We start from the raw sequence: 16,417 nt of genomic DNA on the forward strand, positions 1-16,417 counted from the left end.
GCGGGCATGGGACAGTGCAGCGACAAGCCTTCGCTGGGCGGCGCTTGCGCGGTGTCGTTAATGGATACGCCGCTACAGCAGCTTGTGTTCCATGGCGTATTTCACCAGCTCGGCCAGGGAGGTGATATGGAGCTTTTGCATCAAGCGCGCCTTGTGGGTGCTGATGGTTTTGCTGCTCAGGGCCAGTTGCGCGGCGATGTCGTTCACGTTGGCGCCCTGGGCCAGGCGTTCGAACACCGAAAACTCGCGCTCCGACAACAGCGAATGCAAGGGGCGTGAGTCCGTCAGGCCGACTTCGAAAACCATGCGGTCGGCCAGGTCCGGGTCGATATAACGCCCGCCCGCCGCGACCTTGCGAATCGCCATCAGCAACAGCGCCGGGTCGCTGTCCTTGGTGGCATAGCCGGCCGCGCCAACCTTGAGGGCACGAGCGGCCATCTGCGCTTCATCGTGCATGGACAGCACCAGGATGGCCGGCGGGTTATTCAGCGCACGAATGCGCGCGATGGCTTCCAGGCCATTCACGCCGGGCATGGAGATATCCAGCAACACCACTTCGCAGGGCACATGTCGCAAAGTCTCCAGCAACTGCTCGCCATTGCTCGCTTCACCCACAACCAGCAGGTCTTTGGCCAGGCCGATCAATTGCTTGATGCCTTCACGAACAATGGTGTGGTCTTCGGCTACCAGTACGCGGATCACGGGAATTTCCTTTTAGTGTCATGCATTCAACGGCACCGTGACGCTCAGGGTGGTGCCCTCCCCCAGCTCACTGACCAGGGACAACTGCCCGCCCATGATCAGCACCCGCTCACGCATGCCGACCAGGCCGAACGATACCGGCCGCCCTTGGGCCTGCACGAAGCCGATACCGTCATCGCTGATAGTCAGCCGCAGGTCTGGGCCGTCCATCTCCAGCGTGAGTTCTACAGTATGCGCCTGGGCATGGCGCATCACATTGGTCAGGGCCTCCTGCAGAATGCGAAACAGGCCGATGGCCTTGGCATCGCTCAGCACCGGCACGTTTTCCGGGACTTTGACCAGGCAGGGAATCTGCGTGCGCGCTTCGAAACGTCGCGCCTGCCATTCGATGGCCGAAGCAATGCCGGCGTCGAGAATCGGCGGGCGCAGCGCGGTTGCCACATCCCGCACCAGTTGGAAGAGCTGCGCGATCAGGCGCTTCATACTGTTCAAGCGCTCGTTGAGGCCCGGGTCGAGCTGTGCATAGGCCAATTCGCACATCGAGGTTTCCAGCTTGAGCACGGTGAGCATCTGCCCGAGTTCGTCGTGAACCTCGCGGGCGATACGCGCCTTTTCTTCTTCGCGCACCGTTTCCAGGTGGGCTGACAATTCGCGCAACTGCGCCTCGCTTTGCAGCAAGGCGGCCACATAGCGGCGGCGCTCGGTGACGTCCGTCAGGTACACCACCAGATACTCGCCGTCGGCAAAGCGCAGAAAGCTCAAGGACACATCGGCGGGCAGGATGCTGCCGTCAGCGCGCAGGCAATCGGTGGCGAAGGTCTGGGCGCCGTCCTCGCTGGCACGCGCGCGCTTCCACAGGTTGAGCCAGCGGTCCATGCTCAAGGCCGGGTCAAGATCGATCAGCGGCCGTTCGATCAACGCGCCAGGGCCATAGCCGAGCATGCTTTCGGCGGCGCGGTTGGCGTACCGCACATGGCTGTCCCAATTGACCCACAGGATGCCGACCGTACTTTGATCGATGGAAAACTGCGTCAGCCGCAAGGCTTCGGCACCGGCGGCACGCGCTGCGCTTTCCTCCCGCGCCGCCAGCAGGGCGTGCTCCAGACTGCGCTGCTGGCGGCGCTGCCAGAGCACTGCCGCGAGGCTGGCGAGCAGCAACAGGCCCAGCAACACGCTGAGGTTTTTCCACAAGCCCATTGATTCGGAAAAACGCGGGTACTGGGGTTGCAGCCAGCGATTGTGCAACTGGTCGAGGTCGCGGGCGGGTATTGCCCGCAAGGCACTTTGCATGATGCCCGCCAGTTCCGGCCACTCATGCCGCGTGGCCACCCGCAGCAACTGCGGCAGGCCGATATCGCCGACCACCGCCAGCCCGGCAAACTCCGCCTCGCCGGCCAACCGGCTCAGTTGCGCCTCATCCACCACCGCATAGCGCGCCTGCCGGCTCACCAGTAACTGCAGGGCCTGGCGTTCCATGGGCACGCCTTGCAGGTTGAGGTTGGGATACGTACTGCGCAGGTAGTCGGCCACCGCGCTGGGCATGCGCACAGCGATGCGCGAGTGTGTGTCGAGTTTTTCCAGCTCCACCGCGCCGCCGCCTTCGCGAATGCCGACGATATGCTGAGGCACCCGCATATAAGGGTCGCTGAACAACCACAGGCGCAAGCCGGCCGGGGTTTGCTGCAGGCCGGGAGCGATATCCACCTCGCCGTCACGCACGGCGGCTTCCAACTGCTCCAGATCAGGAAAGTTACGCCAGGTCAGCTCGATGCCCAGCGCTTTGGCCAGCCACTGCATCAACTCGACATTGGCCCCGGACAAGCGCTGCAGCCGTCGGTCGTACTGTGCGTAAGGCGCCTGCAATACCAAGCCCACGCGCAATTGCGGGTGCAGCGCCAGCCATTCGCGCTGCTGCGCATTCAGTTGCGCCTGGGGTGTAGCGGGTGCCGGCGCGGCGTTCGCCATCAAGGCAACCCACAGACAGCCGATAACCAGCAGGAAGCGAAAACCCATGATCCACGTCTCACATCACTGACAAATACTGATCAACCCATTAGGCTGCTGGAATCATTTCTGGCCGGGATTTAACGATGCCACCTCGAAACCGTTCGGCACTGCCAGCATTGTGCCTGTCGCTGCTATTTACCAGCGCCTTTTCTGTTCAGGCCGCCGACGCGCCAGCGCCCGCCGCCGAAACACCCGTCGAGCGCCAGCCCTTGGTCGAGCGCAGCCAGGCAGAAGCCAGCGCCCTCGAACGCCAGGTCGCACAACAGGAACAACAACAATTGCAGGCCGGCAGCGATACGTTCCTGGCCTTGTGGAAGCCTGCCAACAGCGCCGAACCCCAGGGCGTGGTGATTATCGTGCCAGGCGCCGGCGAAAATGCTGACTGGCCGCAAGCAATCGGCCCGCTGCGTAGTAAATTGCCGAACGCTGCCTGGGGCACCCTCAGCCTGTCATTGCCGGACGTCAATCTGGACACCCTGCCGCCACGCGTCATCGAACCGCCCAAAGCGGCGGTCGACACCAGCAGCAAAGACGGCAGCACGGTCGCCAAGCCGGTCGAACAGGCCGCCAGCGCAGAAGCCGAAGGCACTGACCCGGCGGTGGTACCGGGCGCGGATGAACAGGACAAGACCGATGCCAAACGCATCTTCGACCGGATCGACGCCGCCGTCGCGTTCGCCCAGACCCAGGGCGCCCGCAGTGTGGTATTGCTCGGTCATGGCACCGGCGCATGGTGGGCCGCGCGTTATCTGAGCGAGAAACAGCCTGCCCAGGTGCAGAAGCTGGTGATGGTGGCCGGAAAGACACCCGCCGCGCGTCAACCGGACCTGCAGCAATTGGCGCCAGCGTTGAAACTGCCTACGGCGGATGTGTTCTATCAAGACGGCGCCCAGGACGGCAAAAACGCGTTGGCCCGTAGCCAAGCGGCCAAACGCGGCAAAAATGAGGGCTACAAGCAGGTGCAGCTCAAGGCGTTGCCCGGCAACAGCGCCGCCGAGCAGGAACAGCTGTACCGGCGCGTTCGCGGCTGGTTGAGCCCGCAGGCCAGCAAAGGCTGAACACAGTGTCCGCCAATGCCAAAAAACAATGTGGGAGGGGGCTTGCTCCCGATAGCAGTGTGTCAGTCAGTACATTTGATACTGATACACCGCTATCGGGAGCAAGCCCCCTCCCACATTGGATCGGTGTCAGGGCAATCGCCTCAGCGAAAGTCGCGCCGCTCGCGAATCAACGTATAGGCGTTATGCAGCTCACGGGTTCGCTCGGTCGCCTCGCGCACCTGCGCGGGGCTGGCGCCACTGCCGGCGATCTTGTCTGGGTGGTGGCGGCTGAGCAGGCGGCGATAGGCCCGCTTGATCACCGAAGGCTCGGCGGTGGCAGTCACCCCCAGAAGCCGCAACGCGTCCTGATAAGCCCCGCTACGATTGACCAATGGCTTGCGCGCCGGCGTGTAATCGGAGGCCAAGGCCCGGACCTGTTGCGGCGTCCAGCCCAGCCATTTGCCCCACAGCTCGATCAGGTCGCGCTCGGCATCATCCGCCCGGCCGTCCGCCCAGGCCATGCGCCAGCAGGCACGTAAAACGCCCTCGGCGGCATGGGGTTGCGCCTTGAGCACGCGCAGATAACTGCGCACCCGGTCGCTGCCGGATTTGCCACGGTTAAACGCCAGGATGGCTCGGCGCTGGGCCGACTCGGTCATCTCCAGGGCGCGCATTTCCTGGCGCGCCTGCTGGATATGCCCGTCCACGATCCGGCCGTTACTTTTGGCCAGGCGCCCCAGCAGCACGAACAACAACTCGTCGTTGCGCAACGCGGGGCGCCCGCCAAGACGTTCGCGCAACTGCGCCCAGCTGTGCAACTGCAGGCGCCGGTCCAGCGCCTGTCCCAACAATGCACCCAACAAAGCCCCCGGAATACTGGCAATCGCAAAGCCAGCCCCGGCGCCGATCAGCGTCCCTGGCCACAACATCCTACGGCCTCGCTGTCAGCAAGGTTTCGACCTGCGCCAGACGCTCAAGCGTTCCGACATCAACCCAGCGTCCCTTCATGTGTTCACCCGTTACCAGACCTTTGTCCATCGCCGCCCGCAACAGCGGCGCCAGCTTGAAGGCACCCGCACTGCAGCCCGCGAACAACTGGGGGTCGAGCACGGAAATGCCACTGAAGGTCAGGTTATCGGCACCGGGCGCCGCATCATGAAGCAACCCGTCGTTCAAGTAGAAGTCGCCACCAGACGGGTGATGCGCCGGGTTGTCGACCATCACCAGGTGGGCCAGGCCCTGGAGCGGTCGCTTCAACTGGCTGAAGTCGTAGTCGGTCCAGATATCACCGTTGACCACCAGAAACGGCGCATCCCCCAGCAACGGCAACGCCTTGAAGATCCCGCCGCCGGTTTCCAGCGGCTCGCCTTCGGCTGAATAGCGGATGCGCACGCCGAACTGGGCACCGTCGCCCAGGTAGCTTTCGATCTGTTCGCCGAGCCAGGCATGGTTGATCACGATCTCGGTGAAGCCGGCCTTGGCCAGCGCTTCAAGGTGATACTCGATCAGCCGCTTGCCGCCCGCCTGCACCAGCGGCTTGGGCGTATGCAGCGTCAGCGGGCGCATGCGCTCACCCTTGCCGGCCGCCAGGATCATCGCTTTCATACGCAGGCCTCGGCCGGTTGGCGCAGGCTGGCGAGCAGCTCGCCGAGGTCACTCAACTCCGGTCGGTCGGCGAGCACCGCTTCTATATAGGCAAAGAAGCGCGGCACATCCGCCAGGTAGCGTGGCTTGCCATCACGGTGGCAAATCCGCGAGAAGATACCGATGACCTTGAGGTGACGCTGCACGCCCATCAGGTCGCTGGCGCGCAGGAATTCTTCAAACTCGGCCTGCACGGGGATCCCCAACTGCCCGGCGCGCTCCCAATAGCCACGCTGCCACTCCCGCACGCGAGCCTGGGGCCAACTGAGGAAGGCGTCCTTGAACAGGCAGGTAATGTCGTAGGTCACCGGGCCGTAGACCGCGTCCTGGAAATCCAGCACGCCGGGGCTGGGCTCGCTGATCATCAGGTTGCGCGGCATATAGTCGCGGTGCACCAGCACTTTGGGCTGCGCCAGGGCGCTGTCGATCAGCTGTTCGCTGGCGCGCTGCCAGAGGGCTTGCTGCTGAGCATCCAACTCGATACCCAAGTGCCGGCGTATGTACCATTCAGGAAACAATTCGAGCTCGCGGCGCAACAACGCCACGTCATAGCTGGGCAGCGGCGCGTCCATGGGCAACTGCTGGAGCGCCAGCAACGCATCGATGGCGTCGGCAAACAATTGATCGGCGTTTTGTTCGTCAATCACGTCCAGGTAGGTGTTTCGGCCCAGGTCATTGAGCAAAAGAAAGCCACGCGGCAAATCTTCCGCATAAATTTTTGGCACATTAATTCCCGATTTCGCGAGCAAATGCGCGATATCGACGAAAGGTTTGCAGTTTTCCTGGGGCGGTGGCGCATCCATCACGACGAATGTATGCGCCCCACCCTCCCAGCGGAAGTAACGCCTGAAACTCGCGTCGCTGCTGGCCGCAGTCAATGTGGCCGGGGGTACGGCGCCCCAGTCCTGGGCGTTGAAGAGGATCGGCAACTGCTCATCCAGCCAGACTTCCAGCTGTTGTAAACGTAGATCGTGCTCGGGCATTACAAGGGTCTCCGACGGCGCTAGCCGTCAAGCGGGGCATGCTTTATTATCACGCATCTTTTTCAGACCATCGAGAGGCGTGCGGCCCAAACCGCGGGCAGATGGCACGCAGGAAGCCCGGACTAATAAGATGGCATTGAAATCCCCCGCGTTTCGTAGAAAATTTCCGTTGCTGGTAACCGGCAGTCTGCTGGCCTTGCAACCCTTCGCCACCTCATTCGTGGTCGCCGCGGAACAGTATGACTGCTCAGTCTCTGCTTCGGGTGCCTGGGACTGCGCGCCGAAAACCGCCGCCGCCCCATTGCCACCGCGCCCGGTGCATGACGGCTCTGCCGTCAGCTCGGCCAACAGCACGCCGCAAGGCGAGGCTGGCGGCAGCGTCGACGCCGAGCCCAAGACCATGCTGGTCACCGAAGCCAAGGGCCGTGGGCTGCGTTCGCGCAGCAAAGACTACAGCCACCTGGACTGGGTGCCTCGCGAGAAGCTGACCGCAGCGCAGCTGGCCGAAACCGGCCCTTACTGCGGCGGCGCCTACATCGAGCCGACTCGTCCTGGCATGAACGACAAGACGGACAAGAGCGATGCGCCGACCTTCATCGGTGCCAAGGCCTCTCGTTACGAGCAGGAACAGCAGGTTGCCACACTGGCCGGTGACGTCGTCATGCGCCAGGGCAGCATGCAGCTGGAATCCGAGGAAGCCAGCCTGTATCAGGCCGAGAACCGTGGCGAGCTGAACGGCAACGTGCGCCTGCGCGACAACGGCGCCCTGATCGTGGGCGACCATGCCCAGGTCCAGCTCGATACTGGCGCGGCCCAGATCGACAACGCCGAATACGTGATGCACAAGTCGCGTATCCGCGGTAACGCGCTGTACGCCAAGCGTGCCGAGAACGCGATCATCCGTCTCAAGGACGGTACATACACCACCTGCGAGCCAGACAGCAACGCTTGGCAGCTCAAGGGCAACAACATCACGTTGAACCCGGCCACCGGTTTCGGTACGGCCACCAACGCGACGTTGCGGGTCAAGAACATCCCGATCCTGTACACCCCTTACATCTATTTCCCGATTGACGACCGTCGTCAGTCCGGCTTCCTGCCGCCGAGCTTCAGCACCGGCAGTGAAACTGGCTTTACGCTGGTGACGCCGTACTACTTCAACCTGGCACCGAACTACGACGCCACGTTGTACCCGCAATACATGACCAAGCGCGGCATGTTGATGGAAGGCGAATTCCGCTACCTCACCAAGTCCAGCGAAGGGCAGTTTGGTGGGGCGTACCTCAACGACGACAACGACGAGCGAAAGAACCAGACCGATTACGAAAAAACCCGCTATATGCTCAATTGGCAGCATAAGGGTGGGTTGGATTCGCGTCTGACGTCGCAGGTGGATTACACCCGGATCAGCGATCCTTACTACTTCCAGGACTTGAAGTCCTTTGAAGAAGGCGTTGAGAGCCAGGACTTCCTGAACCAGCAGGGTTCCCTGACTTATCGGGGCGATTCTTATCAGGCTCGCTTGAATATGCAGGCTTACCAGTTGGCGACGATCTCTCAGATCACGCCGTATGACCGGTTGCCGCAGGTTACTTTCAATGGCCAACTGCCGTTCCATCCGGGCGGTCTGGACTTCAGTTATGAAACTGAAGCCGTGCGCTTTGACCGGAGTCTGGAGAACGGTAATTTCACCGACGAGAATGGCCTGGTGTCGCGTCGTCTCGATACCAATGTCACCGGCCTGACCCGTGCAAACGGTACTCGCCTCAACGTAGCACCAGCCGTCTCTTATCCGATGAACTGGTCCTACGGCTTTGTGACGCCGAAGTTGAAGTACGTCTATACCAAATACGATCTTGATCTTGATGGTACCGGCAAGAGCCAAATGGCCGCTGCTGGTGAAACTTTCAAGAGCTCGCAAGACCGTGCGATACCTATCGCCAGTGTAGACAGCGGCCTGTACTTTGATCGCAAGACCAATTTGTTCGGTAAGGACTTTAACCAGACCCTCGAACCGCGGGCTTACTACCTCTACGTACCGAACAAGGACCAGAGCGATATTCCGGTCTTCGATACCAGTGAATATTCGTTCAGCTACTCTTCGCTGTTTCGCGACAACCGCTTCAGCGGCTCCGACCGGATTGGTGACGAGAACAAACTGTCCCTGGGTGTAACCAGCCGCTGGATTGAGGATAACGGCTTCGAACGCCAACGCGTTTCCGTTGGCCAAGCGCTGTACTTCAAGGATCGTGAAGTCCAACTGCCAGGCGTACTGGCTGCCGACCGCGACGACGCTCGCACCGATGTCTCGCCTATCGCCCTGGAGTATGAATTCCGCTTCAACCGCGATTGGCGCGCCACCGCCGACTACAACTGGGACACCGAAAGCCACGCCCCACGTTCCGGCAGCGCGATGTTCCATTACCAGCCAGAAGACAACCCGAACAAGGTGGTCAACCTCGGCTATCGCTATCGCAACGACCAAGTGGTCTACAACCAACTGACCGGTAAATGGCAGTTCGGTGGTGACTACGGCCAACCAGGCGATCCGAACTTCGTGAAGGATTACTACAAAATCCAACAACACGATTTCTCGATGATGTGGCCGATCATTCCACAGTGGAACCTGATCACCCGTTGGCAGTATGACTATGCACGTAACCGTACCCTGGAAGCCTTTGGTGGCTTCGAATACGACAACTGCTGCTGGAAACTGCGCGTCATCAACCGTTATTGGGTTTCCAACGACGAATATACCCAGATCGCCCCCCTTAACGAAAAGGGTGACCACGGGCTCTTCTTCCAGATCGTCCTCAAAGGACTCGGCGGCCTGACCGGCGCCAAGGTAGAGAGCTTCCTCGACAAAGGCATTGAAGGTTATCGTGAACGTGAAGACAAAGCTTTCTGAGTGCTTGCGCCCGCTCGTGCTGGGCGCGCTGTTCCTGGGTGCCGCCTCGGCGCATGCCGCGGTGCAACAGCTGGATAAAGTCGCAGCCATCGTCGATAACGACGTGATCATGCAGAGCCAACTGGACCAACGGGTCAAGGAAGTTCAGCAAACCATCGCCAAGCGTGGCGGTGGTGTGCCGCCGACCAGCGTCCTGGAGCCCCAGGTGCTGGAACGCCTGATCGTGGAAAACCTGCAACTGCAGATCGGCGAACGCTCCGGCATCCGTATTTCTGACGAAGAGCTGAACCAGGCCGTCGGCACCATCGCTCAGCGCAACAACATGAGCATCGATCAGTTCCGCGCGGCCCTGGCTCACGATGGCCTGTCCTATGAGGACGCACGTGACCAGATCAAGCGTGAAATGATCATCAGCCGTGTACGCCAGCGTCGAGTAGCCGAACGGGTGCAGGTGTCGGAGCAGGAAGTGAAAAACTTCCTGGCCTCGGACCTGGGCAAGATGCAGCTCTCTGAAGAGCTGCACCTGGCCAATATCCTCATCCCAACACCCGACAGCGCCAATGCCGAGCAGCTCAATGCGGCCGCAGCCAAAACCCAGGCTATCTATGATCGCCTCAAGGCCGGCGCTGATTTCGCCCAGATGGCGATTGCCCAGTCCGGCAGCGACAACGCGCTCGACGGTGGTGACATGGGCTGGCGTAAAGCCGCTCAACTACCACCGCCGTTTGACCGCGAGCTGAGTGCGATGAACGTGGGTGACATTACCCAACCGGCACGTACCCCGGGCGGTTTCATCATCCTCAAGCTGCTGGCCAAGCGCGGCGGCGAGACCTCGCTGAAAGACGAAGTACACGTTCGTCACATTCTGGTCAAACCAAGCGAAATCCGTACCGAGGCACAAACCAAGGAACTGGCCCAGAAGATCTATGACCGCATCGAAAGCGGTGAAGACTTCGCCACCCTGGCCAAGAGCTTTTCGGAAGACCCGGGTTCTGCCCTCAACGGCGGCGACCTGAACTGGATCGACCCGAAAGCCCTGGTGCCCGAGTTCCAGCAGGTGATGGCCGATACTCCGCAAGGCGTACTCTCCAAGCCGTTCAAGACCCAATACGGCTGGCATGTGCTGGAAGTCCTTGGCCGTCGCGCCACCGACAACACCAACCAGGCCCGCGAACAGCAAGCCCTGACCGTACTGCGTAACCGCAAGTACGACGAAGAGCTGCAAACCTGGTTGCGTCAGATCCGTGACGAAGCCTACGTAGAAAACAAGCTGCCAGGCGCCGAGCAAACAGGCACCGACCAGGCAACCCAGTGAAACCCCAGCGTTTCGCGGTAACACCCGGCGAGCCGGCCGGCATTGGTCCAGACCTGTGCCTGCTGCTCGCCTCGCAACCCCAGCCATACCCCCTGATTGCCATTACCAGCCGCGACCTGCTCCTTGAGCGGGCCGCGCAACTGGGTGTGGCTGTCAACCTGCTGAGCGTCGCACCGGGCAACTGGCCCGACCTGCCGGCGTCGGCGGGCAGCCTGTATGTGTGGGACACGCCCCTGCAAGCCAAGGTCATCGCCGGGCAACTGGACAAGGCCAATGCGGCCTTCGTGCTGGAAACCCTGACCCGCGCCGGCCAAGGCTGCATCGACGGCGACTTCGCCGGCATGATCACCGCGCCCGTCCATAAAGGCGTGATCAACGAATCCGGTATCGCCTTTTCCGGCCATACCGAATTCCTGGCTGAACTCACACACACCGAACAAGTCGTGATGATGCTGGCCACCCGGGGTCTTCGCGTCGCGCTGGTCACCACGCACCTGCCGCTGCGCGACATCGCCGACGCCATCACCGCCGAGCGCATAGAACGCGTCACACGCATCCTGCACGCCGACCTGCAACACAAATTCGGCATTGCCCAACCGCGTATCCTGGTCTGCGGGCTCAACCCCCACGCCGGTGAAGGCGGGCATTTGGGCCGTGAAGAAATCGACATCATTGAACCGACATTAGAGCGTCTGCGCCAAGAAGGCATGGACCTGCGTGGCCCATTGCCTGCCGACACTCTGTTTACCCCCAAATATCTGGAGCACTGCGACGCAGTGCTGGCGATGTACCATGACCAGGGGCTGCCCGTGCTGAAATACAAAGGCTTCGGCGCCGCAGTCAACGTGACACTGGGCCTGCCGATCATCCGCACCTCCGTCGACCATGGCACTGCCCTGGACCTGGCAGGCAGCGGCAAGATCGATACCGGCAGCCTGCACGTGGCCCTGGAAACCGCCTATCAGATGGCCGAGACCCGTATATGACTGAGCATTACCAACACCGGGCGCGCAAGCGCTTCGGGCAAAACTTCCTGCACGACGCTGGCGTAATTGACCGTATCCTGCGCTCCATCCACGCCAAGCCCGAAGACCGCCTGCTGGAAATTGGCCCAGGCCAGGGCGCATTGACCCAGGGCCTGCTGGCCAGCGGCGGCCAACTGGACGTGGTTGAGCTGGACAAGGACCTGATCCCGATTCTCAACCAGCAGTTTGCCGACAAGCCCAACTTCAATCTGCATCAGGGCGATGCGCTGAAGTTCGACTTCAATACGCTCAATGCTGCGCCCAGCAGCCTGCGTGTGGTCGGTAACCTGCCATACAACATCTCCACCCCGCTGATTTTCCACCTGCTGAACAACGCCGGGATCATCCGCGACATGCACTTCATGCTGCAAAAAGAAGTGGTGGAGCGCTTGGCCGCCGGGCCGGGTGGCGGTGATTGGGGTCGCCTGTCGATCATGGTCCAGTACCATTGCCGCGTGGAACATCTGTTCAACGTCGGCCCGGGCGCATTCAACCCGCCGCCGAAGGTCGACTCGGCCATCGTGCGCCTGGTGCCCCATGCCGTGCTGCCGCACCCGGCCAAGGACCACAAATTGCTTGAGCGCGTCGTGCGTGAAGCGTTCAACCAACGCCGCAAGACCCTGCGCAACACGCTCAAGGCGCTGTTGAGCAACGCCGAAATCGAAGCGGCCGGCGTCGACGGCAGCCTGCGCCCCGAGCAACTGGACCTGGCCGCGTTCGTGCGCCTGGCCGACCAGCTGGCGATTCAGCCTGCTCCGGCAGAAGGGTAAGGTTCAACGCGATCCAATGTGGGAGGGGGCTTGCTCCCGATAGGGGAGTATCAGTGCATAAACTTCAACTGACACACCGCTATCGGGAGCACGCCCCCTCCCACATTTGGATCACATATCTGGCCTAGTGCCCACCTCTTGGCCTAGACTGGCCCGCATCAGCTGTCCTGCGCATCTGCTTTTAAGGCCTCTTGCATGTCCGATCCTCGCTACCAGATCGACGTCAGCGTCGTTACCCGCTTCCTGGCGGACCAATCCCAACCTGAACACAACCGCTTTGCCTTTGCCTACACCATCACGGTGAAAAACAACGGGCTGGTGCCGGCCAAGCTGCTGTCGCGCCATTGGGTGATCACCGACGGTGATGGTCAGGTCGAAGAAGTACGCGGCGCGGGTGTTGTCGGCCAGCAACCGTTGATCGACATCGGCGCCAGCCATACCTACAGCAGCGGCACGGTGATGACCTCCAAAGTCGGCACCATGCAAGGCACCTATCAAATGAAAGCGACCGACGGCAAGCTGTTCGACGCGATCATCAAGCCGTTCCGCCTCGCCGTACCCGGAGCGCTGCACTGATGGCAACGTATGCGGTCGGTGACCTGCAAGGCTGCCTGGAGCCCCTCAAGTGCCTGCTCGATCGCGTCACGTTCGACCCGGCAACCGATCGCCTGTGGCTGGTCGGCGATCTGGTCAACCGTGGTCCGCAGTCGCTGGAAACCTTGCGCTACCTCTATAACCTGCGTGATTCGCTGGTGTGCGTGCTGGGCAACCATGACCTGCACCTGCTCGCGGCCGGCCACAACATCGAGCGCCTGAAAAAAGGCGACACGCTGCGGGAAATCCTCGAAGCGCCGGACCGGGCCGAGTTGCTGGAATGGGTGCGCCGACAAAAACTCATGCATTACGACGAGGCCCGCAACATCGCCATGGTCCATGCTGGCATCCCACCGCAATGGACGTTGAAAAAAGCCCTCAAGTGCGCAGCCGAAGTCGAAAGCGCCCTGGGCGATGACAACCTCTACACCGCCTACCTCGACGGCATGTATGGCAACGAGCCGATGAAGTGGGACAGCGACCTCAGCGGCGTTGCCCGCCTGAGGGTGATCACCAACTACTTCACGCGCATGCGCTTCTGCACGGCCGAGGGCCGACTGGACCTCAAGAGCAAGGAAGGCGCCGATACCGCGCTGCCTGGCTATAAGCCATGGTTTGCGCACAAGGAACGCAAAACTCGTGACACGAAAATCATCTTCGGTCATTGGGCCGCCCTAGAAGGCAAATGCGAAGAACCTGGCGTGTTCGCCCTCGACACCGGCTGCGTGTGGGGTGGTGCCATGACCCTGATGAACATCGACACCGGCGAGCGCATCAGCTGCCAGTGTGAACCCCCCGCAACCAATACACAGACGGCCGCCGCCAAGCCATAGGAGCCCGCCATGACAGAATTCAAACGTATTCCCCCCGAACAAGCCCAAGCCCTGCGCGAACAAGGCGCTGTGGTCGTCGATATCCGTGACCAGCCTACGTATGCCGCTGCGCACATTGCCGGCGCCCAGCATCTGGACAACGTCAACATCGCCGACTTCATCCGCTCCGCCGACCTCGACGCGCCGCTGATCGTTGCGTGCTACCACGGCAACTCCAGCCAGAGCGCAGCGGCCTATCTGGTCAGCCAGGGTTTCTCCGACGTCTACAGCCTGGACGGCGGCTTTGAGCTGTGGCGTGCGACCTATCCTGCGGAAATATCTTCAGGCGATTCGCAATAATTTTTTTCACACCCCGCTACCCCGCGTGACGCTTGGGCTTGCGCCGTTTCTGACGAACGGCGCGGCCAAACTAATTGCGCATCTCGCCTTGACCTCCCCGATTCCGAACTATCCTTAAGCGCAGGCCATCCAAATCAGGGGAGAGCCGGTACACCGGCGTGCGGGTCATCGGTAGCGTTTCAGGGTGTTCTGGGGGGAAAACAGCTATTGGCGAACGTCAATGACTGCCAGCATCGACTGATTGATCCGGCGTCGGCTCCACGTATCGAGCGAGGTGACGACGTCATGAGTATCTTTAGCCACTTCCAACAACGTTTCGCGTCCACACAGGAGGAGGAACTCACGCTTCAAGAGTACCTCGAACTGTGCAAACAGGACCGCAGTACCTATGCGTCTGCCGCCGAACGCCTGCTGCTGGCAATCGGCGAGCCGCAACTGGTGGAAACCGCCAACAACTCGCGGCTGTCGCGAATATTCTCCAACAAGGTGATCCGCCGCTATCCGGCCTTTGAAGACTTCCACGGCATGGAGGAATGCATCGACCAGATCGTCTCCTACTTCCGCCATGCTGCCCAAGGCCTGGAGGAAAAGAAACAGATCCTCTACCTGCTCGGCCCCGTCGGCGGTGGCAAGTCGTCCCTGGCCGAAAAACTCAAGCAACTGATCGAAAAGGTGCCCTTCTACGCGATCAAGGGCTCGCCGGTGTTCGAGTCGCCCCTGGGCCTGTTCAACGCCACCGAAGACGGCGCCATCCTCGAAGAAGACTTTGGCATCCCTCGGCGCTATCTCAATACCATCATGTCGCCCTGGGCCACCAAGCGCCTGTCCGAATTCGGTGGCGATATCAGCCAGTTCCGCGTGGTCAAGCTCTACCCGTCGATCCTCAACCAGATCGGCGTCGCCAAGACTGAACCGGGCGACGAGAACAACCAGGACATCTCCGCACTGGTGGGCAAGGTCGATATCCGCAAACTGGAAGAATTCCCACAGAACGACGCCGATGCCTACAGCTACTCGGGCGCACTGTGCCGGGCCAACCAGGGCCTGATGGAATTCGTGGAGATGTTCAAGGCGCCGATCAAGGTGCTGCACCCACTGCTCACGGCCACCCAGGAAGGTAACTACAACAGTACCGAAGGCCTGGGCGCGATTCCGTTCACCGGGATCCTGCTGGCTCACTCCAACGAATCGGAGTGGCACACCTTCCGCAACAACAAGAACAACGAAGCCTTCATCGACCGTATCTACATCGTCAAGGTGCCTTACTGCCTGCGGGTCAGCGATGAAATCAAGATCTACGACAAACTGCTGTTCAACAGCTCCCTGGCCAAGGCGCATTGCGCACCCGACACCCTGAAGATGCTCGCCCAGTTCACCGTGCTGTCGCGCCTCAAGGAGCCGGAGAACTCGAATATCTACTCGAAAATGCGCGTGTACGATGGGGAAAACCTCAAGGACACCGATCCCAAGGCCAAATCGATCCAGGAATACCGCGACACGGCGGGCGTCGATGAAGGCATGAACGGCCTGTCGACGCGCTTCGCGTTCAAGATCCTCTCCAAGGTCTTCAACTTCGACCCTCACGAGATCGCCGCCAACCCGGTGCATTTGCTGTACGTGCTGGAGCAGCAGATCGAACAGGAACAATTCCAGGCCGAAACCCGCGAGCGCTATCTGCGCTTCCTCAAGGAATACCTGGCGCCGCGCTACATCGAATTCATCGGCAAGGAAATCCAGACCGCCTACCTGGAGTCCTACAGCGAGTACGGCCAGAACATTTTCGACCGCTACGTGCTGTACGCCGACTTCTGGATTCAGGACCAGGAATACCGCGACCCGGAAACCGGCGAAATCCTCAACCGCGTGGCACTCAACGAGGAGCTGGAGAAAATCGAGAAACCCGCCGGCATCAGCAATCCGAAGGATTTCCGCAACGAAATCGTCAACTTCGTGCTGCGCGCCCGCGCCAACAACAACGGCAAGAACCCAACCTGGCTCAGCTACGAGAAGCTGCGGGTGGTGATCGAGAAGAAAATGTTCTCCAACACCGAGGACCTGCTGCCGGTTATCAGCTTCAACGCCAAGGCGAGCAAGGAGGACCAGCAAAAACACAACGACTTCGTCACACGAATGGTCGAGCGCGGCTACACCGACAAACAGGTACGGCTGCTCTCCGAGTGGTACCTGCGGGTGCGCAAATCGCAGTAAGGCAGCGACAGGCGGCCACTGCCAGGCATCCGTCCTGGCAGTAGACCGC

General features: G+C 61.1%; 14 protein-coding genes. 9 read left to right on the top strand and 5 right to left on the bottom strand.

The annotated features are described in order from the left end of the window. Positions 1 to 72: 72 nt before the first annotated feature. The gene (locus C4J85_RS24635; protein ID WP_124408327.1) at positions 73 to 702 is read right to left on the bottom strand and encodes a response regulator transcription factor; all 630 of its coding nucleotides are present in this window, start codon (positions 700 to 702) and stop codon (positions 73 to 75) included. An 18-nt stretch (positions 703 to 720) separates the two neighbouring features. Next, on the bottom strand, positions 721 to 2,715 hold the full coding sequence (locus tag C4J85_RS24640) for a histidine kinase (protein ID WP_124410911.1): 1,995 nt from the start codon (positions 2,713 to 2,715) through the stop codon (positions 721 to 723). A 77-nt stretch (positions 2,716 to 2,792) separates the two neighbouring features. On the opposite strand from C4J85_RS24640, the gene C4J85_RS24645 reads away from it, so the two are divergent. Next, complete coding sequence (locus C4J85_RS24645) at positions 2,793 to 3,767, top strand: alpha/beta hydrolase family protein (RefSeq protein ID WP_124368552.1); 975 nt, start codon at positions 2,793 to 2,795, stop codon at positions 3,765 to 3,767. 143 nt (positions 3,768 to 3,910) lie between these two features. On the opposite strand, the gene C4J85_RS24650 is transcribed toward C4J85_RS24645, so the two are convergent. Genes C4J85_RS24650 through C4J85_RS24660 form a run of 3 tightly spaced genes read right to left on the bottom strand, consistent with a single transcriptional unit; the run spans position 3,911 to position 6,376 of the window. Continuing rightward, positions 3,911 to 4,678: a TerB family tellurite resistance protein gene (locus C4J85_RS24650; RefSeq protein ID WP_124410912.1), complete on the bottom strand. Its 768-nt coding sequence runs from the start codon at positions 4,676 to 4,678 to the stop codon at positions 3,911 to 3,913. Position 4,679: 1 nt separating this feature from the next. Further along, positions 4,680 to 5,354 carry an N-acetylmuramate alpha-1-phosphate uridylyltransferase MurU gene (gene murU, locus C4J85_RS24655; protein ID WP_124364645.1) on the bottom strand — a complete coding sequence of 225 codons (675 nt, stop codon included), beginning with the start codon at positions 5,352 to 5,354 and terminating at the stop codon, positions 4,680 to 4,682. Further along, entirely contained in the window at positions 5,351 to 6,376 is a 1,026-nt protein-coding gene (locus C4J85_RS24660) for an aminoglycoside phosphotransferase family protein (RefSeq protein WP_124410913.1), read from the bottom strand. The genes murU and C4J85_RS24660 overlap by 4 nt, the downstream gene beginning before the upstream one ends. Positions 6,377 to 6,506: 130 nt before the next feature. Between C4J85_RS24660 and C4J85_RS24665 the strand changes: the two genes are divergently transcribed. The 8 genes from C4J85_RS24665 (at position 6,507) to C4J85_RS24700 (ending at position 16,368) form a co-directional block, all read left to right on the top strand. Then, on the top strand, positions 6,507 to 9,284 hold the full coding sequence (locus C4J85_RS24665; RefSeq protein ID WP_124410914.1) for an LPS-assembly protein LptD: 2,778 nt from the start codon (positions 6,507 to 6,509) through the stop codon (positions 9,282 to 9,284). Beyond that, on the top strand, positions 9,265 to 10,599 hold the full coding sequence (locus C4J85_RS24670; RefSeq protein ID WP_124365212.1) for a peptidylprolyl isomerase: 1,335 nt from the start codon (positions 9,265 to 9,267) through the stop codon (positions 10,597 to 10,599). Before C4J85_RS24665 ends, C4J85_RS24670 begins: the two co-directional genes overlap by 20 nt. Beyond that, on the top strand, positions 10,596 to 11,585 hold the full coding sequence (pdxA, locus tag C4J85_RS24675; protein WP_124368557.1) for a 4-hydroxythreonine-4-phosphate dehydrogenase PdxA: 990 nt from the start codon (positions 10,596 to 10,598) through the stop codon (positions 11,583 to 11,585). Before C4J85_RS24670 ends, pdxA begins: the two co-directional genes overlap by 4 nt. Then, positions 11,582 to 12,394 carry a 16S rRNA (adenine(1518)-N(6)/adenine(1519)-N(6))-dimethyltransferase RsmA gene (rsmA, locus tag C4J85_RS24680; RefSeq protein ID WP_124410915.1) on the top strand — a complete coding sequence of 271 codons (813 nt, stop codon included), beginning with the start codon at positions 11,582 to 11,584 and terminating at the stop codon, positions 12,392 to 12,394. The genes pdxA and rsmA overlap by 4 nt, the downstream gene beginning before the upstream one ends. A 195-nt stretch (positions 12,395 to 12,589) precedes the next feature. After that, positions 12,590 to 12,970 (top strand): Co2+/Mg2+ efflux protein ApaG, encoded by a 381-nt coding sequence (apaG, locus tag C4J85_RS24685; protein ID WP_124364650.1) that lies wholly within the window; start codon positions 12,590 to 12,592, stop codon positions 12,968 to 12,970. Next, the gene (locus C4J85_RS24690) at positions 12,970 to 13,821 is read left to right on the top strand and encodes a symmetrical bis(5'-nucleosyl)-tetraphosphatase (protein WP_124368559.1); all 852 of its coding nucleotides are present in this window, start codon (positions 12,970 to 12,972) and stop codon (positions 13,819 to 13,821) included. Before apaG ends, C4J85_RS24690 begins: the two co-directional genes overlap by 1 nt. A gap of 9 nt (positions 13,822 to 13,830) precedes the next feature. Then, a complete protein-coding gene (gene glpE / locus C4J85_RS24695) occupies positions 13,831 to 14,160 on the top strand; it encodes a thiosulfate sulfurtransferase GlpE (RefSeq protein ID WP_124410916.1) in 330 nt (109 codons plus the stop codon). A gap of 285 nt (positions 14,161 to 14,445) precedes the next feature. Beyond that, positions 14,446 to 16,368, top strand: a complete 1,923-nt coding sequence (locus tag C4J85_RS24700) for a PrkA family serine protein kinase (protein WP_124368560.1) — start codon at positions 14,446 to 14,448, stop codon at positions 16,366 to 16,368. The last annotated feature ends 49 nt before the right edge of the window (positions 16,369 to 16,417 follow it).

Origin of the sequence: Pseudomonas sp. R4-34-07 (assembly GCF_003852375.1) — a bacterium.
GTDB lineage: Bacteria > Pseudomonadota > Gammaproteobacteria > Pseudomonadales > Pseudomonadaceae > Aquipseudomonas.

Excerpts from the sequence above, each read along its gene's own strand:
- C4J85_RS24640 (WP_124410911.1), bottom strand. The coding sequence starts at position 2,715 with ATGGGTTTTCGCTTCCTGCTGGTTATCGGCTGTCTGTGGGTTGCCTTG.
- C4J85_RS24645 (WP_124368552.1), top strand. The coding sequence starts at position 2,793 with ATGCCACCTCGAAACCGTTCGGCACTGCCAGCATTGTGCCTGTCGCTG.
- C4J85_RS24650 (WP_124410912.1), bottom strand. The coding sequence starts at position 4,678 with ATGTTGTGGCCAGGGACGCTGATCGGCGCCGGGGCTGGCTTTGCGATT.
- murU (WP_124364645.1), bottom strand. The coding sequence starts at position 5,354 with ATGAAAGCGATGATCCTGGCGGCCGGCAAGGGTGAGCGCATGCGCCCG.
- C4J85_RS24660 (WP_124410913.1), bottom strand. The coding sequence starts at position 6,376 with ATGCCCGAGCACGATCTACGTTTACAACAGCTGGAAGTCTGGCTGGAT.
- C4J85_RS24665 (WP_124410914.1), top strand. The coding sequence starts at position 6,507 with ATGGCATTGAAATCCCCCGCGTTTCGTAGAAAATTTCCGTTGCTGGTA.
- rsmA (WP_124410915.1), top strand. The coding sequence starts at position 11,582 with ATGACTGAGCATTACCAACACCGGGCGCGCAAGCGCTTCGGGCAAAAC.
- apaG (WP_124364650.1), top strand. The coding sequence starts at position 12,590 with ATGTCCGATCCTCGCTACCAGATCGACGTCAGCGTCGTTACCCGCTTC.
- C4J85_RS24690 (WP_124368559.1), top strand. The coding sequence starts at position 12,970 with ATGGCAACGTATGCGGTCGGTGACCTGCAAGGCTGCCTGGAGCCCCTC.
- glpE (WP_124410916.1), top strand. The coding sequence starts at position 13,831 with ATGACAGAATTCAAACGTATTCCCCCCGAACAAGCCCAAGCCCTGCGC.
- C4J85_RS24700 (WP_124368560.1), top strand. The coding sequence starts at position 14,446 with ATGAGTATCTTTAGCCACTTCCAACAACGTTTCGCGTCCACACAGGAG.